This window comes from Enterobacter sp. ODB01, from assembly GCF_001623605.1.
Taxonomy (GTDB): domain Bacteria; phylum Pseudomonadota; class Gammaproteobacteria; order Enterobacterales; family Enterobacteriaceae; genus Enterobacter; species Enterobacter kobei.
Genome location: NZ_CP015227.1, coordinates 1334510 through 1358261 on the forward strand (window position 1 = coordinate 1334510; position 23752 = coordinate 1358261).

General features: G+C 54.1%; 17 protein-coding genes, 4 tRNA genes, 3 rRNA genes, 1 pseudogene and 1 riboswitch. Of the genes and pseudogenes, 5 read left to right on the forward strand and 20 right to left on the reverse strand.

From position 1 onward, the window contains the following. Nucleotides 1-4 precede the first annotated feature (4 nt). The 4 genes from ilvM to ilvL all read right to left on the reverse strand — a co-directional run bounded on the left by ilvM (nt 5) and on the right by ilvL (nt 2149). A complete protein-coding gene (ilvM, locus tag A4308_RS06415) occupies nt 5-268 on the reverse strand; it encodes an acetolactate synthase 2 small subunit (RefSeq protein WP_003860184.1) in 264 nt (87 codons plus the stop codon). Next, nucleotides 265-1911, reverse strand: coding sequence for an acetolactate synthase 2 catalytic subunit (ilvG, locus tag A4308_RS06420; RefSeq protein ID WP_045135411.1), 1647 nt, complete (start codon nt 1909-1911; stop codon nt 265-267). Before ilvG ends, ilvM begins: the two co-directional genes overlap by 4 nt. Before the next feature lie 2 nt (nt 1912-1913). Continuing rightward, nucleotides 1914-1964 carry a peptide IlvX gene (ilvX, locus tag A4308_RS22945; protein WP_201405605.1) on the reverse strand — a complete coding sequence of 17 codons (51 nt, stop codon included), beginning with the start codon at nt 1962-1964 and terminating at the stop codon, nt 1914-1916. Nucleotides 1965-2050: 86 nt separating this feature from the next. Then, nucleotides 2051-2149, reverse strand: a complete 99-nt coding sequence (gene ilvL / locus A4308_RS21655; RefSeq protein WP_001311244.1) for an ilv operon leader peptide — start codon at nt 2147-2149, stop codon at nt 2051-2053. A gap of 341 nt (nt 2150-2490) precedes the next feature. Between ilvL and A4308_RS06425 the strand changes: the two are divergent. Then, nucleotides 2491-4011 (forward strand): annotated as a pseudogene (locus A4308_RS06425) (YifB family Mg chelatase-like AAA ATPase). 29 nt (nt 4012-4040) lie between these two features. Here A4308_RS06425 and A4308_RS06430 read toward each other — a convergent pair. Beyond that, nucleotides 4041-4379, reverse strand: coding sequence for a DUF413 domain-containing protein (locus A4308_RS06430; protein ID WP_014885680.1), 339 nt, complete (start codon nt 4377-4379; stop codon nt 4041-4043). Between the two features lie 118 nt (nt 4380-4497). Here A4308_RS06430 and hdfR point away from each other — a divergent pair, with 118 nt between their 5' ends. Beyond that, entirely contained in the window at nt 4498-5319 is an 822-nt protein-coding gene (hdfR, locus tag A4308_RS06435) for an HTH-type transcriptional regulator HdfR (RefSeq protein WP_014885681.1), read from the forward strand. 92 nt (nt 5320-5411) lie between these two features. Here hdfR and A4308_RS06440 read toward each other — a convergent pair. The 9 genes from A4308_RS06440 to btuB all read right to left on the reverse strand — a co-directional run bounded on the left by A4308_RS06440 (nt 5412) and on the right by btuB (nt 13772). Beyond that, nucleotides 5412-5487 (reverse strand) — tRNA-Trp (locus A4308_RS06440). 53 nt (nt 5488-5540) lie between these two features. Beyond that, a tRNA-Asp gene (locus A4308_RS06445) sits at nt 5541-5617 on the reverse strand. Nucleotides 5618-5673: 56 nt separating this feature from the next. Next, a 5S ribosomal RNA gene (rrf, locus tag A4308_RS06450) occupies nt 5674-5789 on the reverse strand. Between the two features lie 64 nt (nt 5790-5853). Then, nucleotides 5854-8758 (reverse strand): 23S ribosomal RNA (locus tag A4308_RS06455). Nucleotides 8759-8938: 180 nt separating this feature from the next. Further along, nucleotides 8939-9014, reverse strand: a tRNA-Ala gene (locus A4308_RS06460). A gap of 42 nt (nt 9015-9056) precedes the next feature. After that, nucleotides 9057-9133 (reverse strand) — tRNA-Ile (locus A4308_RS06465). A 70-nt stretch (nt 9134-9203) separates the two neighbouring features. Beyond that, a 16S ribosomal RNA gene (locus A4308_RS06470) occupies nt 9204-10743 on the reverse strand. Together the 16S, 23S and 5S rRNA genes with 4 tRNA genes alongside form the textbook arrangement of a ribosomal RNA operon. A 382-nt stretch (nt 10744-11125) precedes the next feature. Further along, nucleotides 11126-11977, reverse strand: coding sequence for a glutamate racemase (murI, locus tag A4308_RS06475; RefSeq protein WP_063308483.1), 852 nt, complete (start codon nt 11975-11977; stop codon nt 11126-11128). Next, the gene (gene btuB / locus A4308_RS06480; RefSeq protein ID WP_014885683.1) at nt 11922-13772 is read right to left on the reverse strand and encodes a TonB-dependent vitamin B12 receptor BtuB; all 1851 of its coding nucleotides are present in this window, start codon (nt 13770-13772) and stop codon (nt 11922-11924) included. The genes murI and btuB overlap by 56 nt, the downstream gene beginning before the upstream one ends. 66 nt (nt 13773-13838) lie before the next feature. Beyond that, nucleotides 13839-14014, reverse strand: a riboswitch (cobalamin riboswitch). A gap of 104 nt (nt 14015-14118) precedes the next feature. Here btuB and trmA point away from each other — a divergent pair. Continuing rightward, nucleotides 14119-15219 (forward strand): tRNA (uridine(54)-C5)-methyltransferase TrmA, encoded by a 1101-nt coding sequence (trmA, locus tag A4308_RS06485; RefSeq protein WP_023331591.1) that lies wholly within the window; start codon nt 14119-14121, stop codon nt 15217-15219. Between the two features lie 56 nt (nt 15220-15275). On the opposite strand, the gene A4308_RS06490 is transcribed toward trmA, so the two are convergent. Both A4308_RS06490 and fabR read right to left on the reverse strand, forming a co-directional pair. Further along, the gene (locus A4308_RS06490; RefSeq protein WP_008501783.1) at nt 15276-15635 is read right to left on the reverse strand and encodes a YijD family membrane protein; all 360 of its coding nucleotides are present in this window, start codon (nt 15633-15635) and stop codon (nt 15276-15278) included. A gap of 9 nt (nt 15636-15644) precedes the next feature. After that, nucleotides 15645-16283, reverse strand: a complete 639-nt coding sequence (gene fabR / locus A4308_RS06495) for an HTH-type transcriptional repressor FabR (protein WP_008501784.1) — start codon at nt 16281-16283, stop codon at nt 15645-15647. A 196-nt stretch (nt 16284-16479) separates the two neighbouring features. On the opposite strand from fabR, the gene sthA reads away from it, so the two are divergent. After that, nucleotides 16480-17880: a Si-specific NAD(P)(+) transhydrogenase gene (gene sthA, locus A4308_RS06500; protein WP_014885685.1), complete on the forward strand. Its 1401-nt coding sequence runs from the start codon at nt 16480-16482 to the stop codon at nt 17878-17880. Here the strand turns inward: sthA and oxyR are convergent. From oxyR to argC, 4 genes are all read right to left on the reverse strand, one after another. Next, entirely contained in the window at nt 17863-18780 is a 918-nt protein-coding gene (gene oxyR / locus A4308_RS06505; RefSeq protein ID WP_014885686.1) for a DNA-binding transcriptional regulator OxyR, read from the reverse strand. The genes sthA and oxyR overlap by 18 nt on opposite strands. Nucleotides 18781-19106: 326 nt before the next feature. Next, complete coding sequence (gene argH, locus A4308_RS06510) at nt 19107-20480, reverse strand: argininosuccinate lyase (protein ID WP_032635165.1); 1374 nt, start codon at nt 20478-20480, stop codon at nt 19107-19109. A 77-nt stretch (nt 20481-20557) separates the two neighbouring features. Continuing rightward, on the reverse strand, nt 20558-21334 hold the full coding sequence (gene argB, locus A4308_RS06515; RefSeq protein WP_086527814.1) for an acetylglutamate kinase: 777 nt from the start codon (nt 21332-21334) through the stop codon (nt 20558-20560). Between the two features lie 6 nt (nt 21335-21340). Next, complete coding sequence (argC, locus tag A4308_RS06520; protein ID WP_023331592.1) at nt 21341-22345, reverse strand: N-acetyl-gamma-glutamyl-phosphate reductase; 1005 nt, start codon at nt 22343-22345, stop codon at nt 21341-21343. Between the two features lie 88 nt (nt 22346-22433). Between argC and argE the strand changes: the two genes are divergently transcribed. Then, the gene (argE, locus tag A4308_RS06525; protein ID WP_014885690.1) at nt 22434-23585 is read left to right on the forward strand and encodes an acetylornithine deacetylase; all 1152 of its coding nucleotides are present in this window, start codon (nt 22434-22436) and stop codon (nt 23583-23585) included. Nucleotides 23586-23752 lie beyond the last annotated feature (167 nt).

The following is a 23752-nucleotide window of genomic DNA, read 5'->3' on the forward strand; positions in this document are numbered from 1 at the left end:
ACGCTTAAGCGCGGATTTGTTGTGATGTGGTTGTGCTCTGGCAGATGGCAACATGGGCAACGTCTACCAGTTTTGATAACTGACTAAACAGTAAGTCGACCGGCCGCGGGCTGGCAACGGTTAATTCGATACTGATGTTCTGCGCGTCGGTGGCCGTCTCCATATTCATAGAGCAAATCTGAAAACCACGATGACGGACCACACGCAAAACGCGTTCCAAGGTTTCCGGGTTGAAGCGAGCCTGCACGGCGACCTGATGTTGCATCATGATAATTTCTCCAGCATTTGTGAGTTACTGGCACCGGGCGGTACCAATGGCCAGACGTTCTCAAGCTCGTCGATTGAGACATGAAGCAGGTACGGCCCTTCGCTTGACAGCATGGTGTCGAGTGCCGCTTCAACCTGGTCTTTACGGGTGATGTGCTGGCCAGGAATGCCGAAGGCGCTGGCCAGGGTGAGGAAATCGGGGTTATCGGTCAGGGTGGTTTCGCTGTAACGCTCCTGGAAGAACAGCTGTTGCCACTGGCGAACCATCCCTAAACGCTGATTATCCAGCAACACGATTTTCAGCGGCAACTGCTTGCGCTTAACGGTTCCCAGCTCCTGAACGTTCATCATGAAGGAGCCGTCACCGGAGATACAGATAACCGTATCGTTCGGGCGAGCCACCTGCGCACCCACGGCGGCAGGCAGGCCAAAGCCCATGGTGCCTAAGCCGCTGGAGGTGATGAAGTTTTCCGGACGGGTGTAGGTCATGTGCTGGGCTGACCACATCTGGTGCTGGCCTACGTCGGTGGTGACGACGCTATCAGCCGGTTTACGGTCAGACAACTGTTTCAGCAGCAGCGGCGCGTAGATGGCATCGCCAGGATGGTCGTAACGCCAGGCGTGTTCGGCGCGCATCTCTGCGGCGTGCTGGCGCCACGCGCTGATATCCAGTGGCTGCGCCAGTGCAGGTAACAGCGTATTGAGATCGCCCTGCAGCGCGACGTGCGCCTGACGCAGTTTGTTCATCTCCGCCGGGTCGATATCCATATGGATAACTTTGGCATTTGGCGCGAAGGTATTCAGTTTGCCGGTAACGCGGTCGTCAAAACGCGCACCCACGGCGATGAGCAGATCGCACTCTTGCACCGCCAGGTTTGCGGCTTTAGTGCCGTGCATCCCCAGCATGCCGAGATAGTATGGGTCGTCTGCATCAACCGCACCAAGACCTTTCAACGTGCAGGTGGCAGGCATTTGCGTTACCGCGATAAATTCACGCAGGGCAGGCACGGCCTGCGCCATGCCGACACCCCCGCCGACGTACAGCATCGGCTGTTTCGCCTGCGCCAACATCTGGCGCGCCTCTTCAACCTCTGCATGCGGGAACGCATCGTCGCTTTCCACGGTGGAGAAGTGCGGTTCCAGTTCGCCGAGTGCAACCTGGATATCTTTCGGGATATCCACCAGAACGGGGCCAGGGCGGCCCGAGCTCGCTACTTCGAACGCTTCGGCCATTACGCGCGGCAGCTCATCCAGAGACTGGACAAGGAAGCTGTGCTTGGTGCAGGCCAGCGATAAACCAAGTACGTCCACTTCCTGGAAAGCATCGGTACCGATAAACGGGGAAGCCACCTGACCGGTGATCGCCACGACGGGCACGGAATCGAGCAGTGCATCAGCCAGGCCGGTAATCAGGTTCGTTGCGCCCGGACCTGACGTTGCCATGCACACGCCAGTTTTACCCGTCGCGCGGGCATAGCCGATAGCGGCCATTGCTGCCCCCTGCTCGTGTCGGCACAAGAGATGTTCCACGCCGCCGTCATACAGTGCATCGTAAATCGGCATGATCGCGCCACCCGGATAACCGAATACGGTCTCGACTCCCTGCGCGCGCAACGCATGTACAACCCATTGTGCCCCATTCATAGTTAGTTCCCCGTCATAAATCTGGAGAAACAGAATTTTATGCTAGTCGTCATGTCCTGCTCCTCGTTTACGTTTTTTAGTCATAAAAAAACCCCCGGACCTTTCGGTGCGGGGGTCTTAGTTCGTTAAGGCTTGATTTCTAAGCCTTTCCTCGTCCAAGTGCAGCCCCGCACGGTGGGATAATAATCACCACCACGCTAATCACGACCAGGCTAATCACTCGTAGAAGGGCTGTCATTTTCAGTTCTTTTTGCATCTTGTTCGAAGGAATACCTAAAGAGGTATCACAGTTTTTAAATCAAACACAAGATTTATTTATGACGCATTTGGTTAGGCCGCGAATCATATTTCTTAAAATCGTTGTTTTATATGGGGAAATTGAAGAATGAATATTTTTCATATTTTTACGACGGCGCTAACCATCAAAACGGCGCTTTTTACCTTCTGCGAGAAGTCTTCCACGGGTATGTAATGATTTCAGTGTGCGCTTAAAATCTCTGAATAAGAGCCGTAAATACACAAAATGACGCTAAACAGACAAAAGAGGCACTGGCATAGTCGTACCAGGAGGTAGTGCAAATGTCACTGTCAGTTGTTTATACGCGTGCGGCTCTCGGGGTGAAGGCACCGCTTATTTCTGTAGAGGTTCATCTGAGTAATGGGCTACCCGGGCTCACGCTCGTCGGGCTACCTGAAACGACGGTTAAAGAAGCCCGGGATCGCGTTCGCAGCGCAATAATAAATAGCGGTTATACCTTCCCCGCGAAGAAGATCACCATCAACCTGGCTCCCGCCGATCTGCCCAAAGAGGGAGGACGATATGATTTACCTATCGCGATTGCGCTTCTCGCAGCCTCTGAGCAGCTTAATACGACCAGGCTAGGCTCGTACGAGTTTGTGGGAGAACTCGCGCTCACAGGCGCGTTAAGGGGCGTTCCCGGTGCGATATCGGGCGCGCTGGAAGCTATACGTGCAGGACGGCAAATCATTGTCGCGAATGAAAATGCATCAGAAGTGAGTCTTATCGCCGAGAAGGGGTGTCTTGTCGCAGGGCATTTACAGGAAGTTTGCGCCTGGCTGGAAGGGCGCCATGAACTGTCCGAGCCGGAAGAGTGTGACAATGTTATAGCCGATACCCCAGAGGATCTCAGCGAGATTATGGGACAGGAGCAAGGGAAACGGGCGCTGGAGATTACGGCCGCAGGTGGACACAATCTTCTTTTGATCGGCCCGCCTGGTACGGGTAAAACGATGCTGGCGAGCAGGCTGAGTGGCTTGCTGCCACCGCTCAATAATCATGAAGCGCTGGAGAGTGCCGCCATTTAGAGCCTTATCAGTTCTACCTCCTTGCAAAAACAGTGGCGCCGTCGCCCTTTTCGTTCACCTCATCATAGCGCTTCACTGACGGCGATGGTCGGCGGTGGGTCTATTCCCGGGCCGGGTGAAATCTCACTGGCGCACAATGGCATTCTGTTTCTCGACGAGCTGCCTGAGTTTGAGCGCCGCGTCCTGGATGCCCTGAGAGAACCCATTGAATCTGGAGAGATACACATCTCACGCACGCGAGCCAAAATAAGCTATCCCGCGCAGTTTCAGCTGGTCGCTGCGATGAATCCCAGCCCTACGGGTCATTATCAGGGTAATCATAACCGCTGTACGCCAGAGCAGACGTTGCGCTATCTGGGAAAGTTATCCGGCCCGTTTCTCGACCGTTTCGATTTATCCCTCGAAATCCCCCTTCCCCCGCCGGGCCTGCTCAGGCAAAAAGGCATCACGGGTGAAAGCTCAGCAGATGTACGCGAGCGGGTCATTGCTGCCCAGACGCGACAATATGCCCGTCAGAACAGGCTGAATGCGCGGCTGGATAATGCCGGGATCCGGCAGTTTTGTTCTCTTAACATGGAGGATGCGGTTTGGCTGGAGGAAACCTTGACGCGTTTTGGTCTTTCTATACGCGCGTGGCAGCGTTTGCTGAAAGTGGCCAGAACCATTGCTGACGTGGAGGGTTGTAGTGACATTCAGAGGAAACACTTGCAGGAGGCGCTGAGCTACCGCGCTATCGATCGTTTGCTGCTCCATCTGCAGAAGTTGCTGGCGTAAAAAAGGGGCCGTAGCCCCTTCTAATCATCTTAGTCATCAGACTCAGTGTAGTCTTCTGCGCCTTCCATCTGCGGCTTACCGCCGGAGAGCGTATGGAAGCGTTTTGGACGCTTAATGCGCGCCATGTACTTGATCCATACACGTTCTGCTTCAGACTGTGGCTCACGCTCGCCACGGCACACTAAGACAAACTGCTTTTCATCTTCAGTTGCGGGCTCACGCTTACCCAGATCCAGCTCGTTGAAGGCATAACCATGACGCTCAAGCAGCTGCGCCTCTTTGATGGTGAAATCGCCGTGACGAGAGAACCCGCGCGGATAATGTTTATTGTCGAAAAAACGATTAGTCGTCGTAAAGCTTTCCGCCATCCTACACGCTCCTAATTCTTTGGCCGAGCTATTTATGGCGCGGAGTATTAGTTACGCTTGACAGAGTGTAAAACAAAACATTTAAATCATAACGACAAATTATTTTGCGGAGAAAGATGTGGATACGGAATTGCTAAAAACTTTCCTCGAAGTGAGCAGAACACGCCACTTTGGGCGAGCAGCTGAAGCCCTTTACCTGACGCAGTCAGCGGTCAGTTTTCGTATTCGACAGCTGGAAAATCAACTGGGTGTGAATCTTTTTACCCGCCACCGCAACAACATACGTTTAACGCCTGCAGGTGAGAAACTGCTCCCCTATGCGGAAACGTTGATGAATACCTGGCAGGCAGCACGTAAAGAGGTTGCCCATACGTCGAGGCACAATGAGTTCTCGATAGGGGCCAGCGCGTCCCTGTGGGAATGTATGCTAAGTCAGTGGCTTACCCGGCTATATCGTTCTCATGAACATTTGCAATTTGAAGCCAGAATTGCGCAACGCCAGTCCCTGGTTAAGCAACTTCATGAGCGCCAGCTTGATCTTCTTATCACGACCGAAGCCCCCAAGATGGACGAATTTAGCAGCCAGATCGTAGGGCAGTTTGGTCTGGCACTTTATGCTTCTGAACCTTCAATGATGAAAGCCGATCTGACCTATTTGCGCCTGGAGTGGGGTCCTGATTTTCAGCAGCATGAGGCGGGATTGATAGCCCCAGATGATGTTCCACAGTTAACCACCAGTTCTGCCGAGATTGCCTGTCAGCAACTTCCCTTGTTGAAGGGTTGCACCTGGTTACCAGCCCGTTGGGCAGATACTAAAGCGGGGCTACATACCGTGATAGATTCCACCACCATTTCGCGCCCGCTGTATGCGATTTGGCTGCAAAACAGCGATAAGCAGTCGCAGATAAAAGATCTCTTAAAAATCAATATTATGGAATGATGCATCAGCCAGCAGGGAAGCTGGCTGAAAATTCAGGTGTGCCGTTGTATTTCAGGCAAAAAAAATCCTTTGCCGAAGCAAAGGATTCGATATGGCAGGGGCGGAGAGACTCGAACTCGCGACACCCGGTTTTGGAGACCGGTGCTCTACCAACTGAGCTACGCCCCTAAAGTTTTTTGCCATTAAGCCTGCCAGTGAGGCAGGCTTAATGTCTTAATAAGTGGCGGAACGGACGGGACTCGAACCCGCGACCCCCTGCGTGACAGGCAGGTATTCTAACCGACTGAACTACCGCTCCACCGAAGACTGCTTGTAACCACCGGATTTATGCACCGGCTTACTACTTAATTTGATGCCTGGCAGTTCCCTACTCTCACATGGGGAGACCCCACACTACCATCGGCGCTACGGCGTTTCACTTCTGAGTTCGGCATGGGGTCAGGTGGGACCACCGCGCTAAAGCCGCCAGGCAAATTCTGTTATCTGTATCAGGCTGAAAATCGTCTCTCACCGCCAAAACAGCTTCGGCGTTGTAAGGTTAAGCCTCACGGTTCATTAGTATCGGTTAGCTCAACGCATCGCTGCGCTTACACACCCGACCTATCAACGTCGTAGTCTTCAACGTTCCTTCAGGAGACTTATAGTCTCAGGGAGAACTCATCTCGGGGCAAGTTTCGTGCTTAGATGCTTTCAGCACTTATCTCTTCCGCATTTAGCTACCGGGCAGTGCCATTGGCATGACAACCCGAACACCAGTGATGCGTCCACTCCGGTCCTCTCGTACTAGGAGCAGCCCCCCTCAATTCTCCAGCGCCCACGGCAGATAGGGACCGAACTGTCTCACGACGTTCTAAACCCAGCTCGCGTACCACTTTAAATGGCGAACAGCCATACCCTTGGGACCTACTTCAGCCCCAGGATGTGATGAGCCGACATCGAGGTGCCAAACACCGCCGTCGATATGAACTCTTGGGCGGTATCAGCCTGTTATCCCCGGAGTACCTTTTATCCGTTGAGCGATGGCCCTTCCATTCAGAACCACCGGATCACTATGACCTGCTTTCGCACCTGCTCGAGCCGTCACTCTCGCAGTCAAGCTAGCTTATGCCATTGCACTAACCTCCTGATGTCCGACCAGGATTAGCTAACCTTCGTGCTCCTCCGTTACTCTTTGGGAGGAGACCGCCCCAGTCAAACTACCCACCAGACACTGTCCGCAACCCGGATCACGGGTCTACGTTAGAACACCAGCCATTAAAGGGTGGTATTTCAAGGTCGGCTCCACGCAGACTGGCGTCCACGCTTCAAAGCCTCCCACCTATCCTACACATCAAGGACCAGTGTTCAGTGTCAAGCTATAGTAAAGGTTCACGGGGTCTTTCCGTCTTGCCGCGGGTACACTGCATCTTCACAGCGAGTTCAATTTCACTGAGTCTCGGGTGGAGACAGCCTGGCCATCATTACGCCATTCGTGCAGGTCGGAACTTACCCGACAAGGAATTTCGCTACCTTAGGACCGTTATAGTTACGGCCGCCGTTTACCGGGGCTTCGATCAAGAGCTTCGCGTTACCGCTAACCCCATCAATTAACCTTCCGGCACCGGGCAGGCGTCACACCGTATACGTCCACTTTCGTGTTTGCACAGTGCTGTGTTTTTAATAAACAGTTGCAGCCAGCTGGTATCTTCGACTGATTTCAGCTCCACCCGCAGGGGCTTCACCTACATATCAGCGTGCCTTCTCCCGAAGTTACGGCACCATTTTGCCTAGTTCCTTCACCCGAGTTCTCTCAAGCGCCTTGGTATTCTCTACCTGACCACCTGTGTCGGTTTGGGGTACGATTTCGTGTTACCTGATGCTTAGAGGCTTTTCCTGGAAGCAGGGCATTTGTTACTTCAGCACCGTAGTGCCTCGTCATCACACCTCAGCGTTAAAAGGTACCGGATTTACCTGGAACCTCCGCCTACATGCTTAAACCGGGACAACCGTCGCCCGGCTAACATAGCCTTCTCCGTCCCCCCTTCGCAGTAACACCAAGTACAGGAATATTAACCTGTTTCCCATCGACTACGCCTTTCGGCCTCGCCTTAGGGGTCGACTCACCCTGCCCCGATTAACGTTGGACAGGAACCCTTGGTCTTCCGGCGAGCGGGCTTTTCACCCGCTTTATCGTTACTTATGTCAGCATTCGCACTTCTGATACCTCCAGCAACCCTCACAGGCCACCTTCAACGGCTTACAGAACGCTCCCCTACCCAACAACGCATAAGCGTCGCTGCCGCAGCTTCGGTGCATGGTTTAGCCCCGTTACATCTTCCGCGCAGGCCGACTCGACCAGTGAGCTATTACGCTTTCTTTAAATGATGGCTGCTTCTAAGCCAACATCCTGGCTGTCTGTGCCTTCCCACATCGTTTCCCACTTAACCATGACTTTGGGACCTTAGCTGGCGGTCTGGGTTGTTTCCCTCTTCACGACGGACGTTAGCACCCGCCGTGTGTCTCCCGTGATAACATTCTTCGGTATTCGTAGTTTGCATCGGGTTGGTAAGCCGGGATGGCCCCCTAGCCGAAACAGTGCTCTACCCCCGAAGATGAATTCACGAGGCGCTACCTAAATAGCTTTCGGGGAGAACCAGCTATCTCCCGGTTTGATTGGCCTTTCACCCCCAGCCACAGGTCATCCGCTAATTTTTCAACATTAGTCGGTTCGGTCCTCCAGTTAGTGTTACCCAACCTTCAACCTGCCCATGGCTAGATCACCGGGTTTCGGGTCTATACCCTGCAACTTAACGCCCAGTTAAGACTCGGTTTCCCTTCGGCTCCCCTATACGGTTAACCTTGCTACAGAATATAAGTCGCTGACCCATTATACAAAAGGTACGCAGTCACCTAACAAGTAGGCTCCCACTGCTTGTACGTACACGGTTTCAGGTTCTTTTTCACTCCCCTCGCCGGGGTTCTTTTCGCCTTTCCCTCACGGTACTGGTTCACTATCGGTCAGTCAGGAGTATTTAGCCTTGGAGGATGGTCCCCCCATATTCAGACAGGATACCACGTGTCCCGCCCTACTCTTCGAGTTCACAACCTGTGCATTTTCGTGTACGGGACTATCACCCTGTACCGTCGGACTTTCCAGACCGTTCCACTAACACACAAGCTGATTCAGACTCCGGGCTGCTCCCCGTTCGCTCGCCGCTACTGGGGGAATCTCGGTTGATTTCTTTTCCTCGGGGTACTTAGATGTTTCAGTTCCCCCGGTTCGCCTCGTTAACCTATGTATTCAGTTAACGATAGTGTGACGAATCACACTGGGTTTCCCCATTCGGACATCGCCGGGTCAAAGGTTCATATCACCTCGCCGGCGCTTTTCGCAGATTAGCACGTCCTTCATCGCCTCTGACTGCCAGGGCATCCACCGTGTACGCTTAGTCGCTTAACCTCACAACCCGAAGATGTTTCTTTCGATTCATCATCGGTTTGCGAAAATTTGAGAGACTCGAACACACATTAACTGTGTGTCGTTTCAATTTTCAGCTTGATCCAGATTTTTAAAGAGCAAAACTTCGCAGTGCACCTTTTCAGGTTCACTCTGAAGTTTTCTTGTGTTCGCAGTAAAAGATGGTGGAGCTATGCGGGATCGAACCGCAGACCTCCTGCGTGCAAAGCAGGCGCTCTCCCAGCTGAGCTATAGCCCCATCGTTTGTAATCTCTGTACCGCTCATCCTTTAAAAGGAGTTTGGTAGGCCTGAGTGGACTTGAACCACCGACCTCACCCTTATCAGGGGTGCGCTCTAACCACCTGAGCTACAAGCCTGCAGAGATTTTTACTGCTGTTTTTTCATCAGACAATCTGTGTGAGCACTACAAAGGCAGGTTCTTTAAGGTAAGGAGGTGATCCAACCGCAGGTTCCCCTACGGTTACCTTGTTACGACTTCACCCCAGTCATGAATCACAAAGTGGTAAGCGCCCTCCCGAAGGTTAAGCTACCTACTTCTTTTGCAACCCACTCCCATGGTGTGACGGGCGGTGTGTACAAGGCCCGGGAACGTATTCACCGTAGCATTCTGATCTACGATTACTAGCGATTCCGACTTCATGGAGTCGAGTTGCAGACTCCAATCCGGACTACGACGCACTTTATGAGGTCCGCTTGCTCTCGCGAGGTCGCTTCTCTTTGTATGCGCCATTGTAGCACGTGTGTAGCCCTACTCGTAAGGGCCATGATGACTTGACGTCATCCCCACCTTCCTCCAGTTTATCACTGGCAGTCTCCTTTGAGTTCCCGGCCTAACCGCTGGCAACAAAGGATAAGGGTTGCGCTCGTTGCGGGACTTAACCCAACATTTCACAACACGAGCTGACGACAGCCATGCAGCACCTGTCTCAGAGTTCCCGAAGGCACCAATCCATCTCTGGAAAGTTCTCTGGATGTCAAGAGTAGGTAAGGTTCTTCGCGTTGCATCGAATTAAACCACATGCTCCACCGCTTGTGCGGGCCCCCGTCAATTCATTTGAGTTTTAACCTTGCGGCCGTACTCCCCAGGCGGTCGACTTAACGCGTTAGCTCCGGAAGCCACGCCTCAAGGGCACAACCTCCAAGTCGACATCGTTTACGGCGTGGACTACCAGGGTATCTAATCCTGTTTGCTCCCCACGCTTTCGCACCTGAGCGTCAGTCTTTGTCCAGGGGGCCGCCTTCGCCACCGGTATTCCTCCAGATCTCTACGCATTTCACCGCTACACCTGGAATTCTACCCCCCTCTACAAGACTCTAGCCTGCCAGTTTCGAATGCAGTTCCCAGGTTGAGCCCGGGGATTTCACATCCGACTTGACAGACCGCCTGCGTGCGCTTTACGCCCAGTAATTCCGATTAACGCTTGCACCCTCCGTATTACCGCGGCTGCTGGCACGGAGTTAGCCGGTGCTTCTTCTGCGGGTAACGTCAATTGCTGCGGTTATTAACCACAACACCTTCCTCCCCGCTGAAAGTACTTTACAACCCGAAGGCCTTCTTCATACACGCGGCATGGCTGCATCAGGCTTGCGCCCATTGTGCAATATTCCCCACTGCTGCCTCCCGTAGGAGTCTGGACCGTGTCTCAGTTCCAGTGTGGCTGGTCATCCTCTCAGACCAGCTAGGGATCGTCGCCTAGGTGAGCCGTTACCCCACCTACTAGCTAATCCCATCTGGGCACATCTGATGGCAAGAGGCCCGAAGGTCCCCCTCTTTGGTCTTGCGACGTTATGCGGTATTAGCTACCGTTTCCAGTAGTTATCCCTCTCCATCAGGCAGTTTCCCAGACATTACTCACCCGTCCGCCACTCGTCACCCGAGAGCAAGCTCTCTGTGCTACCGTTCGACTTGCATGTGTTAGGCCTGCCGCCAGCGTTCAATCTGAGCCATGATCAAACTCTTCAATTTAAGTTTGATGCTCGTGAATTAAACTTCGTAATGAATTACGTATGTTCACTCAGAGACTTGGTATTCATTTATTGTCCGAAGACATTAAGAATCCATGTCACTTTGAGTGCCCACACAGATTGTCTGATAAATTGTTAAAGAGCAGTTGCAACGCGGCTTTCGCTCACCGTTGCGAGGTCCCGTATATTACGTTTTCCTCATTCAGAGTCAAGCGATTATTTTTGCTTTTCTCTGTTGGCGTTCATCTCTGAACCCCGCTAACCCGGCGGCCTGTAAGCCGTTGTTCCGTGTCAGTGGAGGCGCATTATAGGGAGTTCTCAGACGTTGACAACCCCTCTTTTAAAAAAAACTTTCAACCGTCTCTTTTTTGCTCAAAACCGTGCTATAGCGCCAGTTTTTCGAGCGTTTGAAAGCCATAACGGCGTAAAACGGGTAAAAGTTGCTCAGTCTCTTTCGTAATTGCCATACAAAAAGCAATATTCGCATCGGCTGATTTCGCATCAGGCGCTTCATGTTCCAGCAGCCAGGCCGTACGACGCGCGATAGCCGCACCGGAATCCAACAGCCGTGTTCCCTCCGGTAGTACCTCTAACAGCTCTTCCTGTAGTAACGGGAAGTGGGTGCAGCCGAGCACAACCGTATCCGGGGGTTCGGGCATCCGCAACCATGGACGAAGAATACGACGCAGCTCGTCGAGTGATACCGCCTGTCCATGCAATTTCGCTTCGGCCATCTCCACCAGCTCTGCCGAACCGAGCATCGCAATCTGGCATTCGTTAGCAAAACGCTCGATCAGCTCGCGGGTATAAGGACGCTTTACCGTACCTCGCGTGGCCAGCAATCCCACAATGCCATTCGCCGTCAAACGTGCCGCAGGCTTGATTGCAGGCACGACGCCCACAACCGGGAACGGGAATTTTTCACGCAGGGCGGGAAGGGAAACGGTGCTCGCCGTATTACAGGCGATGACGGCCAGTGCAAGGGGATAGCGCTTTTGCACTGCGGTGACGATTTCAACCACGCGCTCGACGATAAAGTCCTCACTCTTTTCCCCGTACGGGAACGCGACGTTATCGAAAGCGTAAATGTAATGGAGATCCGGCAGGAGATGCCGAATCTCATCATAGACCGAAAGCCCACCGACGCCGGAATCAAATACCAGCACGGTGGGACGCGGATTAGAAGGTGTAGCTGCCAGACAAGGTGTATTCCCGTCCTGCAGTTTGGTAGCCATAAACTGTCTCGTAATCTTTATCGAACAGGTTGGCTATTTTACCACGAACTGTGAGGTGTGAGGTGACAGGATACGAAACTGCGACATCCCACAGGCTGACACCACCCATTTTTACACGTTCTGTAGAATAGGTATTCGGATCGACCGCAACGTCATAGCGTGTACCCAAATAACGATAGGAAACATTCCAGTCGAGATCCCATACCTGCCAGTCAAGCTGGTACTTAACCTGCTGCTTAGAACGGCGCGCCAGAACTTCATTGGTTTTAGTATTACGTGGGTCAACATAGTCATAGGAAATTTGGTGCCCTACCGGACCGGTATCAAACTGCGCGGTGGCTTCAATCCCTTTGATACGGGCTTCGTCCACATTGTAGTACCGGTAGTTTGCGTCGTAGCCAATTAGGTTATCAATGTCGTTACGATAACCCGTTACGCGCCAGTTAACCGGCCCCGTCAGACCTTCAAAGCCTCCTTCCCACTGTTTACTCTCTTCAGGCTTAAGGTCAGGATTGCCATATTTCTCACTGTGAATCTGGCTCATCGTCGGTGCTTTATAAGCCGTGCCATATGAACCAATAATCCGGTAACCATCGATAAACTCCCACGCAGCACTGGTTTGCCACGTAGCATGATTGCCAAAATTCGAGTTATCATCGTTACGTGCCGCAGCTTCTAGCGTGATGCTGTCAAATTGCTGCATCGCCGAGAGGAAGACGCCCGTATTGCGCTGCTCATAGCCGTTATCCATAGTGCTAGAACCAGCCTGAGTTTTTTGTTTCTGCCAGTCCAGGCCCGCACCAATATTACCATGACCTACTTCAAGGGAATTTAACCACTGTGTGGTGTACTGCTTCACATCGTCCGTCGTTGCGGAATCTGAATAACGCCCTTTCTTCGGGTCATAGTTCTGATCTTTGCTGCGACCATAACCTATGGCCAACTGCGATTTAAATATCCCCTGACTGTAGCGCAGGCCAGTATCCCAATTTTGACTGTAGAGTTGGCGCGTATCCGGTCGTCCATCAACAACAAAATTAGCATCGTAATGGTCATAGCCGTCATACGCAGTGCGATTGTCGTAACCAAAGCCGCGGAAAAAACCACTGATGCTATCGGTAATTTGCTGTTCCACAGAACCGTAAAGTGACTTACTCATAAAACCGTCACGATCCGGCTGACGCGGAGCATCTTTCGCACCGATATCGAAACCACGGGTATAAGTGTAATTACCCGCCATGGTGATTTTGGTTTTATCCAGAACCTGCTGGAAAGAACCGTCATAAGTTTGATAACCCTTAGAACCCACTCCGGCAGAAATTTCCGCGCCCGGTTTATCGCGCCCGGTGATAATGTTGATCACACCGCCAATCGCGTCGGAGCCATACAGCGCAGAACGCGGGCCGCGGATGTACTCAATGCGCTGAATCAGCGAGGTGGGGATTTGGCTAAGATCGGGAACGTTGCTGATCCCGGCATTGTTCAGCGGTACACCGTCAATCAGAACCAGAACGTGACGGGACTCAGTACCACGAATAAAAGTAGAAGAGGTCGCACCCAGGCCACCACTTTGCGCGATGTCCACTCCCGGCAAACGCGACATGATTTCCACAACGCTCTTTGCCTGCCAGCGTTCAATATCTTCTCGCGTCACAACGGACGTCGGCGCCAGAACGGTTTTTGCCGGTTGTTCAAAACGATTTGCCGTCACCACCAACGAGTCGGCGCTATCCTGCGCCCAGCCCGAAAATGCCGTGACGGACAGCGCCGTCAACAGCGATACTTTTTTAATCATTGTTAAAGCATCCACAATATAAGAAGGATGCCGCAGGCCCCATCGATAGCACGCGATGATGAAACCAAATGCGACGTGATCCCGGCAGGTCTTCGGGCTAGGTGGCGTTATACGGATGAAGACTTCCCATTGTCACAGTGTCTACAACGTTCATCCCGCCAGTCTTTACCGCTGCGCGTCAGCTCCAGAATTACACTGGATTCCCTTTTCACTCTCAGGAGACCGGAAACAGAATGCTACAATTAGACACGTATAGATGTCCAGACAGCTATGAGCCATTAAATCTGGACATCCCCTGCACAATGCCTACAATCCCCGCGTAATTCTTTATCACTCAGGACGCATCATGACCCCAGAACACCTCCCGACAGAACAGTACGACGCGCAGCTGGCAGAGAAAGTCGTCCGCCTGCAAAGTATGATGACGCCGTTCAACGCGCCCGTTCCCGAGGTGTTCCGCTCTCCCGTCAGCCACTACCGCATGCGCGCCGAGTTCCGCATCTGGCACGACGGAGATGACCTGTACCACATCATTTTCGATCAGCAGACGAAATCCCGCATTCGCGTGGACAGTTTCCCGGCGGCGAGTGAGCTCATCAACCAACTGATGACCCTGATCATTGACGGTGTGCGCGATAATCCGGTGCTGCGTCATAAGCTGTTCCAGATTGACTATCTGACCACGCAAAGCAATCAGGCGATTGTCTCTCTGCTCTACCACAAAGCGCTGACCGACGAATGGCGCGAACAGGCAGAAGCCCTGCGCGATGCGCTGCGTGCGCAGAACATCAATGTCCACCTGATTGGCCGCGCGACCAAAACCAAAATCATGCTGGATCAGGATTACGTCGATGAGCGTTTGCCGGTGGCGGGTAAAGAGATGATTTATCGTCAGGTCGAGAACAGCTTCACTCAGCCGAACGCCGCGATGAACGTGCAGATGCTGGAGTGGGCGCTCAAGGCGACGGAAGGATCTAAAGGCGACCTGCTTGAGCTGTACTGCGGTAACGGCAACTTCTCCCTGGCCCTGGCACGTAACTTTGATCGCGTTCTGGCAACCGAAATTGCCAAGCCGTCAGTTGCCGCCGCGCAGTACAACATTGCCGCTAACCATATCGACAACGTGCAGATCATTCGTATGGCCGCAGAAGAGTTCACGCAGGCCATGAACGGCGTGCGGGCGTTTAACCGCCTGGAAGGGATCGACCTGAAGAGCTACCAGTGTGAGACGATTTTTGTCGACCCGCCGCGCAGTGGCCTGGACAGCGAAACCGAAAAGATGGTGCAGGCGTACCCGCGCATTTTGTACATCTCCTGTAACCCGGAGACGCTGTGCAAGAACCTCGAAACATTAAGCCAGACGCACAACGTTGAACGTCTGGCGCTGTTCGATCAGTTCCCGTATACGCACCATATGGAGTGCGGCGTTTTACTTACCGCACGGTAATCTGTAGGCCGGTTTTGGCAGGTGGCGCTTCGCTTACCTGCCCTACAAATAATTCATTACTCTGGTAACTGGCTCTTACGGCTACGCATGCGCGAGCCAATCCAGAATACCAGCGCCACAGACAGTACCGCAGGGAAGAAGTTAGATCCGATATCCGGATACTCCGCACGCACCACGGTGCTATACAGCAATACGCCCAGAATAAAGCAGGCAGCGGCCAGCCCCGGTAACCCCACCGGCATGGTGCGGTTCAGGTAACGTTGATGCAGGCAGTACACCGTCAGCACCAGCGCAATAAGCGGGAAAATCGAAAACGGAACAATTGAGCTAAAAATAGCGGCAAACGTCCCATTAATGGATAAGCCAGCGATCAATGCCAGCAACAGCGTCCCTTTATCCTGACCTGACTGTTTCATTACTCACCTTCACTCTTCGGTTTGATGTGCCAGTTTCTCTTGTTCACGGCGATACCAGTAGTACGCGCCTTTGGAGATCATCCTGAGCTGCAATACCAGTCGCTCTTCGAGCTGTTTGCGTTGTTCAATGCTGACATCCAGCGCTTCGGCACCCGCGCTGAAAACAATCGTCACCATCGCCTCAGCCTGTGCTTCAGTAAACGCACGCGGCATATGGTTTTCGAGTTCAAGATAGTCGGCAAGTTCCGCGATGAAGTGCTGAATTTCACGCGCGACGGCGGCACGAAACGCCGCCGATGTGCCCGAACGCTCGCGCAAAAGCAGACGAAACGCGTTGGGGTTATTGCCAATAAATTCCATAAAGGTCGACACGGAGGTGCGTATCACGCTACCCCCTTTGGCGATACGTTGACGTGCCTGGCGCATCAGCTGGCGCAGCATCAGACCGCTTTCATCGACCATGGTCAGGCCCAGTTCATCCACATCACGGAAATGACGATAGAAGGACGTTGGCGCAATCCCGGCCTCGCGTGCGACTTCGCGCAGGCTCAAACTGGCAAAACTCCGCTCGGCACTCAGTTGACTGAATGCGGCTTCCACCAGCGAACGCCGGGTTTTCTCTTTTTGTTGTGCTCTTACGCCCATCACGATAGTTGAATCCTTCCAAAGGCCTGCTGGCACTATACCAGAGAATAAAATTAATCTGTTTGCCTGGCTTTGTGAATGATTGTTTACGTGCGGTTTGTGCTCCACTGCCGGAAAAAAGCACAACGATAATTGGGTTACCCTGGCAATGATGTTATGATTCTGTTGCTTTTATGTATAAGAACAGGTAAGCCTTACCATGCCACATTCCTACGATTACGACGCAATAGTTATTGGTTCCGGCCCCGGCGGCGAAGGCGCTGCTATGGGTCTGGTGAAACAGGGAGCCAGAGTAGCGGTCATTGAGCGCTACCATAATGTCGGCGGCGGTTGCACCCACTGGGGTACCATCCCTTCAAAAGCCCTCCGCCACGCCGTTAGCCGCATTATCGAATTTAACCAGAACCCTCTTTACAGCGACCACTCCCGACTTCTTCGTTCCTCCTTTGCCGACATCCTGAATCATGCGGATACCGTCATTAACCAGCAGACGCGCATGCGCCAGGGGTTTTATGAGCGTAACCACTGTGAGATTTTGCAGGGCAACGCGCATTTTGTGGATGAACACACCCTGGCACTTGAATGCCACGACGGTTCGGTTGAGACACTCACCGCCGAAAAATTTGTGATTGCCTGCGGATCGCGCCCTTACCACCCGGCCGACGTCGACTTCTCGCACCCGCGCGTTTACGACAGCGACTCGATTCTGAGCCTGCACCATGAACCCCGCCACGTCATTATCTATGGCGCAGGGGTCATTGGCTGCGAATATGCGTCGATCTTCCGCGGAATGGATGTCAAAGTTGATCTCATCAACACGCGCGACCGCCTGCTGGCATTCCTCGATCAGGAGATGTCAGACTCTCTCTCCTACCACTTCTGGAACAGCGGCGTGGTGATTCGCCACAACGAAGAATACGAGAAGATTGAAGGTTGCGACGACGGTGTGATCATGCACCTCAAGTCCGGTAAGAAGCTGAAAGCGGACTGCCTGCTGTACGCCAACGGTCGTACCGGCAACACCGATTCCCTGCAGCTGGAGAATATCGGACTTGAGACCGACAGCCGCGGTCAGCTGAAGGTCAACAGTATGTACCAGACTGCCCTGCCGCACGTTTACGCGGTCGGCGACGTGATTGGTTACCCAAGCCTGGCCTCTGCCGCTTATGACCAGGGCCGTATTGCCGCACAGGCGTTGGTGAAAGGTGAAGCGACGGCGCATCTGATCGAAGATATCCCGACCGGCATCTATACCATCCCGGAAATCAGTTCCGTAGGGAAAACCGAGCAGCAGCTGACGTCAATGAAAGTGCCATATGAGGTGGGTCGCGCGCAGTTTAAACATCTGGCGCGGGCGCAAATTGTCGGAATGAGCGTGGGGACGCTGAAAATCCTGTTCCATCGCGAGACGAAAGAGATCCTCGGCATTCACTGCTTTGGTGAGCGCGCGGCGGAAATCATTCACATCGGCCAGGCGATTATGGAGCAAAAAGGCGGCGGTAACACCATTGAGTACTTCGTTAACACCACCTTTAACTACCCGACTATGGCGGAAGCCTATCGGGTCGCCGCGCTGAACGGCTTAAACCGCCTGTTTTAACGCGTTATCGAAATGGCCATCCATCGCACCGCGGATGGCCTCTGCCAGCTGCTCATAGCGGCTGCGCAGCGGTGACCCCGGACGATAAACAAGGCCGATCGTGCGACGCGGTTCCGGCTTAATGCACGGCAGATAAACCACGCCGTCACGCTTACGCTCGCGCGGCACGGCCAGCGCAGGCAGCAGCGTAATCCCGCTTCCCGCCGCCACCATATTACGCAGCGTTTCCAGGCTGGTTGCGCGGAAATGGGTATCTTCGTCGGCACCCGCTTCAAAGCAAAAGCCCATTGCCTGATCGCGCAGACAGTGGCCATCTTCCAGCATCAGCAGCTTTTCACCGGCCAGATCGGCCATCGGCACGCGATCGCGGTTCGCCCACGGGTGATCTTCATAGATCGCCAGCATCATTGGCTCATCGAACAGCGGCACTTCAATAAACGCTTCGCTCTCTTTCACCAGCGCCAGAATAGCGCAGTCAAGCTTGCCGCTATCTAACTGCGCCAGCAGTTGATGGGTTTGCGCTTCATGCAGGTACATTTCGAGTTTTGGGAAAGTCTGGTGCAACATTGGAATGATGTGCGGCAAAAGATACGGGCCAACGGTTGGGATCAGGCCAATATGCAGTGGGCCGGACATCGCTTCCCCCTGCTGGCTTGCCATTTCCTTGAGCACTTTGACCTCGCGCAGCACGGTGCGCGCCTGATCCACCAGCAACAAACCGGCCTGGGTGAACAGTACCTTACGACTGGTGCGCTCCAGCAGCATCACGCCCAGCTCATCTTCCAGCTTGCGGATCTGACCGCTCAGCGTCGGCTGGCTGACGTGGCAGGAATCTGCAGCACGGCGAAAATGGCGGTGCTCGGCTAGCGCTACCAGGTATTCAAGATCACGAATATTCATTATTCATCCTCCGTCGCCACGATAGTTCATGGCGATAGATAGCATAGCAACGAACGATTATCCCTATCAAGCTTTCTGTTGAATAATACACCACATAGACGAGGCGGCACGTGTTTGACCCTTGACGTCCCCGCACCGTCATCGAGTTTCTCTCAAAACTCGAACAACTAAAGCCAACGTGAACTTTTGCGGACCCCGTGGTCCGCTTTTTTTTTGCGCAAAAAAGCCCGAGGTAAACGCAAAATGGCAACCGAAGTTGCCATTTTTAGTGTTTGCTCCCTCTCCCTGTGGGAGAGGGCCGGGGTGAGGGCACCCACCCGCACCGATCAAACCAACCGGTTTTTCGCATCCGTAATCGCCTGCGCGACCTGCTTCGGCGACACGCCGCCTTTCGCGGCACGCTTATCCAGGCAGGATTGCAGCGCCAGAATCGGATAGACATCCTCCCCGATAACCGCACTGAACTTCTGCAGGTCAGCAAGCGCCAGGTCTTCCAGCGGTTTACCCTGACGAATCGCCTCCACCACCGCTTCGCCCACAATATGGTGCGCTTCACGGAACGGTACACCCTTCGCGACCAGGTAATCCGCCAGCTCGGTGGAGTTGGCATACCCCTGCTGCGCCGCTTCCTGGCAGCGCGGACGTTTCACCTGAATGCCATCCAGCACCAGCGCACCCATATGCAGACAATCCAGCCAGGTGTCGAGCGCGTCGAACAGCCCTTCTTTGTCTTCCTGCATGTCTTTGTTATACGCCAGCGGCAGCCCTTTCAGGGTCATCATCATGCCGGTCAGCGCGCCCTGCACGCGGCCACATTTGCCGCGGATCAGCTCCAGCGCGTCCGGGTTTTTCTTCTGCGGCATCAGGGAAGAGCCTGAGGTCACGCGGTCGGACAGCTCCACAAAACCGGCTTCACCGGAGTTAAAGAAGATCAGGTCTTCGGCAAAGCGCGACAGATGCACCATCCCGATAGACGCATTGGAGAGCAGCTCCAGTACATGGTCACGGTCAGAGACGCTGTCCAGGCTGTTACGGGTGGCGGACGCAAAGCCCAGCCAGCCTGCGAGCTGTTCACGGTCGATTTCATACGCGGTACCGGCCAGCGCGCCGCTGCCCAGTGGGCTGACATCCAGACGTTTCAGGGTGTCCTGCAGACGGCTTTCGTCACGCGCCAGCATCTCAACATAGGCCAGACACCAGTGGGCAAAGGTCACCGGCTGCGCGCGCTGCAGGTGGGTATAGCCCGGCATCACGGCGTCCTGGTTGTTCTGCGCGGTCTCTACCAGCGCGCTCTGCAGCTGACGGTTAGCTGCCAGCAGCTCGCCAACGGTCTCTTTACACCACAGCTTCAGGTCGGTAGCAACCTGGTCGTTACGGCTACGGCCGGTGTGTAGCTTTTTACCCAACTGACCGACTTTGTCGATAAGTTTGCCTTCCACCCAGCTGTGAATATCTTCGGCATCGCTCTGCAGGATTTGCTGCGGATCCAGACGCACCTCTTCCAGAAGGTTATTCAGCGCCTCTTCCAGTTGCAGCTGCTCCTCTGCGGTCAGCACGCCAACGGTTACTAGCGCTTTGGACCAGGCCACAGAGCCGACAATATCCTGTTCGGCCAGGCGGTAGTCGAAGCGCAAAGAGTCATTGAACTGTTTGAACCGCTGATCCGCTGCCTGTGTAAAACGCCCACCCCAAAGTGCCATAACATGCTTCCTTAATATCTTTGAATTTCACTGCCCGGTGACGCTGCGCTTACCGGGCCTACAAAACATTAAATCGATTACGCTAAAATACGCGTGCCAATCGGCGTGCCGTTAAACAGCGCCGGCAGTTGTTCCGCGTGACGCCAGGAGGCGATATCCACCGGGCGACCCAGCGTGCGCGCGGCATCCAGCGCGGCGTTCACTTTGACGATCATGCCGTCAGTAATGATGCCCTGCGCGATCAGCTGTTCGGCTTTGGCCGCGGTCATTTCCGCGATGCGCTGGCCTTTGCCGTCCAGAATGCCGCTCACGTCGGAAAGCAGGATCAGGTCTGCGCCCAGCGTAGCCGCCAGAGCCGTTGCCGCCTGATCCGCGTTAACGTTCATCAGCTCGCCCTCTTCGGTCACGCCGATAGAGCTCACCACTGGCAGGAAACCACCTTCCAGCAGCGTGTTAATCAGCTTAGGCGAACCCGGCTGCGCCAGTCCAACGTGGCCCAGTTCTTCATCGAGCTGGGTCACTTTTACGCTGTCGCCATCCCCCAGACAGAGGCCAACGGAGGCGATATGATGTTTCTTCGCCCATGCCAGTAGCGTTTTGTTCGCCGTTCCCGCCAGCGCGCCGGTAATGATGTCAATCTGGTCAGCGGGCGTGACGCGCAGGCCGTTTTTCTTTTTCACCGGCAGGTTGAGCCCTTTCATCAGCTCATCTACCACGCAGCCGCCGCCGTGCACAATCACCAGCGGACGTTGGTGTGATTCACGATAGTTCACCAGCGCGGTAAACAGACGCTCCAGCGCTTCTTCGCTGTCCAGCAGTACACCACCGAGTTTGATAATTAATGGGTTCATCATCACACCTTAAATAAGAGCCTGCGTTTCAGGGAAGCCGAAACGAATATTTGCACACTGCATTGCCTGTGCGGCAGCGCCTTTGAGTAAGTTATCTTCTGCAGCGACCACAATCAGGTGCTCGCCCTGTACGGCAAAGCCGATGTCGCAGAATGGCAGCCCGACCACATTTTTCAGCGCCGGCACGCCTTTGTCATACAGACGCACCAGCGGTTTATCCGCATACGCCTGCGTGAAGACCTCGCTCACCTGCTCTTTGGTCACGCCCGGTTTCAGGCGGCAGGTGATGGTTTCAAGGATCCCGCGCGGGAAGCTGCCCAGATGCGGCGTGAAAATGACGTCCGTACCCAGATGCGTCGTGATTTCAGGGTGATGGCGGTGATTAAACACGCCATACGGCTGAAGGCTCACTTCGCAGAAGCTATTAGAGATCGCCGCTTTGCGCCCTGCTCCGCTCACGCCGCTGGTGGCGTTGATCACCGGCCACTGATTCAGATCCAGCAGACCTGCGTCGATCAGCGGTTTCAGGGAAAGTTGCGCCGCCGTCGGGTAGCAGCCCGGCACGGCAATCAGATCCGCTTCTTTGAGTTTGTCTGTGCTCCACTCCGCCAGGCCGTAAACCGCTTTTTCAAGCAGATCGGGGTGCTGATGGGTGAAACCGTAATATTTTTCGTAGAACGCGCCGTCGTTAACGCGGAACGCGCCGGAGAGATCGAACACCACGCAGCCGGCTGCCAGGAACTGCGGTGCCAGGTCATGACTGACTTCGTGCGCAGTGGCTAAAAACACCACGTCAACGCCGTCGGTGAACTCACTGATGTCAGACATCGGCTGCAGCGGCAGATCGACAATGCCCAAAAGCCACGGATGCAAATCGGAAATTAACTTTCCTGCATCATTGCTTTGCGCTGACACGGTCAAAGCGGTTATGGTCATATGTGGATGGCGATTCACGTAGCTTACAAGCTCTGCGCCCGCATAACCGCTAGCGCCTACAATCAGCGTATTCAACATCGGGTTCCTTTATGCTCAACGTTAATGTATTTTTATTCACATTTATTGCATGAATATTGATACTATCACGACCTAAGGTGTGTCAACAATGAAAATGAACTTACCGCCATTTATCGAGATCTACCGCGCCCTGATTGCCACACCGTCCATCAGTGCAACGGAAGAAGCGCTGGATCAAAGCAATGAGTCTTTAATCAATCTGCTGGCGGGTTGGTTTAGCGATCTTGGGTTTAACGTTGAGGTACAGCCCGTCCCCGGAACCCGTCATAAATTTAACCTGCTGGCCAGCACCGGAACCGGTGCGGGCGGCCTGCTGCTTGCCGGTCATACCGACACCGTGCCGTTTGACGATGGCCGCTGGACCCGCGATCCGTTCACCCTGACCGAGCACGACAACAAACTCTATGGTCTCGGCACCGCCGACATGAAAGGCTTCTTCGCCTTTATCCTCGACGCGCTGCGTGACGTGGACGTGACAAAACTGAAAAAGCCGCTCTACATTCTGGCGACCGCCGACGAAGAGACCAGCATGGCGGGCGCGCGCTACTTCTCTGAAAACACGTCGATTCGCCCGGATTGCGCCATTATCGGCGAACCGACTTCACTGCAACCGATTCGCGCGCATAAAGGCCATATCTCGACGGCCGTGCGCGTGCTGGGCCAGTCCGGCCACTCCAGCGATCCGGCGCGCGGCGTAAATGCGATTGAGCTGATGCATGACGCCATCGGCCGCATCATGACCCTGCGCGACTCGCTGAAAGAACGTTATCACTATGACGCGTTCACCGTGCCGTATCCGACCCTAAACCTCGGCAGCCTGCACGGCGGCGATGCCTCCAACCGTATCTGCGCCTGCTGCGAACTGCATATGGATATCCGCCCGCTGCCGGGTATGACGCTGAGCGATCTCGACGGCTTGCTGAATGAAGCGCTGGCCCCGGTGAGCGAGCGCTGGCCGGGCCGCCTGACGGTCTCCGAACTGCATCCGCCGATCCCGGGTTATGAGTGCCCTCCGGATCACCAACTGGTTGAAGTGGTGGAAAAACTGCTTGGTGAAAAAACCGACGTGGTGAACTACTGCACCGAAGCGCCGTTCATTCAGACGCTGTGTCCGACGCTGGTCCTTGGCCCTGGCTCCATTAACCAGGCGCACCAGCCGGATGAGTATCTGGAAACCCGCTTCATCAAGCCCACTCGCGAGTTGATTACCCAGGTTGTGCACCACTTCTGCTGGCATTAAAACCGCACCGACTCTAACCCTCTCCCGGTGGGAGAGGGTTAGAGTGAGGGCAACAAATCGCATGATCTCCGTCACATTCCCATAAGCATCTCTTATCTGACGCAATGCGAATTAAATTTCGTAAATTGCCCGCATTTATTCGTTTGCTGAACCGTTTTCGCAGCAAT